Origin of the sequence: Streptomyces recifensis, assembly GCF_002154615.1 — a bacterium.
GTDB lineage: Bacteria > Actinomycetota > Actinomycetes > Streptomycetales > Streptomycetaceae > Streptomyces > Streptomyces griseoluteus.
Genome location: NZ_MUNH01000396.1, coordinates 1 through 1,352, shown reverse-complemented (window position 1 = coordinate 1,352; position 1,352 = coordinate 1). Strand labels below are relative to the sequence as shown.

Annotated in this window: 3 protein-coding genes; all 3 read left to right on the top strand. The window is 72.5% G+C overall.

Going from position 1 to position 1,352, the window contains the following annotated elements; translation table 11 throughout:
* Positions 1–366: flavin reductase family protein (locus CCN33_RS33845; protein ID WP_140394606.1), on the top strand; the 366-nt coding region annotated here is incomplete at its 5' end.
* A gap of 38 nt (positions 367–404) precedes the next feature.
* Complete coding sequence (locus CCN33_RS20665; RefSeq protein WP_086695062.1) at positions 405–860, top strand: hypothetical protein; 456 nt, start codon at positions 405–407, stop codon at positions 858–860.
* A 9-nt stretch (positions 861–869) separates the two neighbouring features.
* Positions 870–1,337 carry a GNAT family N-acetyltransferase gene (locus CCN33_RS20660; protein ID WP_086695061.1) on the top strand — a complete coding sequence of 156 codons (468 nt, stop codon included), beginning with the start codon at positions 870–872 and terminating at the stop codon, positions 1,335–1,337.
* The last annotated feature ends 15 nt before the right edge of the window (positions 1,338–1,352 follow it).

Here is a 1,352-nt window from a genome sequence, read left to right as displayed (position 1 = left end):
CGCGATCTGCCGCTGGTGCTCGGCGAGGACGGACACCGCCCAGAGCGGCTGCTCGTCCAGCAGGTCGTCCATGCGGGAGCCGGTGCGCAGGCTGACCAGCACCAGCGGCAGATCGCGGGGCGGTTCGCCATGAAGGGCCGGGTCAGTGACCGCCTCCTCTTCGCCGACCTCGCCTGCGACCGCGGTGAGGTCACGGGTGCCCCCCTGATCCCCGACGCCCTGGCCAGCCTGGAGTGCCGGACCGAGCAGCGCGTCGAGGCCGGGGACCACACCCTCGTCATCGGCCGCGTCCTGACGGCACGCGTCCCCAGCACCGAGGGCGGACCCCTGCTGTACTACCGGGGGCGGTACCGGCACTTGGGCTGAGCGCAACCGGCCGGGAGCCGGCGGATGTTCCCTCCCGCATGACCGTCGCCCTCTACATCGCCGCGCTCTGGGCCCCGCAGCTGATGCCGTGTCTGGCCGTCCCGTCGGCCGTGGCCCTGGCCGTACGCATCCGCACACGCACCTGGGGCCGTGCCTGGTACGCCCCTGACACGGCGCCCTCCTTCGTACTGGCCCTCATGACCGCCGCCGTGGCCTTCGGCCTCTTCGGCTACGGGGTGGCGTGCGGCTTCTACCTCCTCGACCCGGACCAGACGTGTGGGGCACAGGGCGTGCCCGGCGACCGGATCGTCACCCACGAGACCCTGCCCGTCAGCGCCCGGTGCGTCACCGAGGCGGGCGCGGCGACGGAACTGGTCCCGTTCTGGGTGAACCAGGTGATCTACCTCTGCCTGCTGGTGTGCGCGGCGGCCATCGGCGCGGGGGCCGCGTTGCTGCACCGTAAAGAGATGGTGCCCGCGGACCCCGCTTCGTAGGGTGCGCGCATGTCACTCCGTCTTGCCGAGGTCACCTCCGCGAACCTCGAAACCGCCCTGGCCATCCGTGTGCGTCCCGATCAGGAGCACGCCGTCGAACCGGTCGCGCACTCGCTGGCTGAGGCGTACGTGCACCCCGCCGGGGTGGCCTGGCCGCGGCTGATTCTCGACGGGGACGAGGCGGTCGGGTTCCTGATGGCCTTTCTGGATATCGACTGGCGCGCGGACGGCGGGAGCCTGCGGCGCTCCGGGCTGTGGCGGCTGAACATCGACGCCGACCGACAGGGCAGGGGATACGGCCGGTTCGCCGTGGAGTCGGTCGCGGCGGAGCTGCGCCGGCGCGGGTGCGGGGAGCTGTACGTCACCTGGCATCCCGGCGCGGACGGCCCCGGCGAGTTCTACCGGCGGCTCGGGTTCCGTACGACCGACGAGACGAGCGGGGGCCAGACGGTCGGGGTGCTCGACCTCGGGGTCTAGGGGGTGTCTCGTCGA

Coding starts and splice junctions, on each gene's coding strand:
- CCN33_RS20665 (WP_086695062.1), top strand. CDS start 405: ATGACCGTCGCCCTCTACATCGCCGCGCTCTGGGCCCCGCAGCTGATG.
- CCN33_RS20660 (WP_086695061.1), top strand. CDS start 870: ATGTCACTCCGTCTTGCCGAGGTCACCTCCGCGAACCTCGAAACCGCC.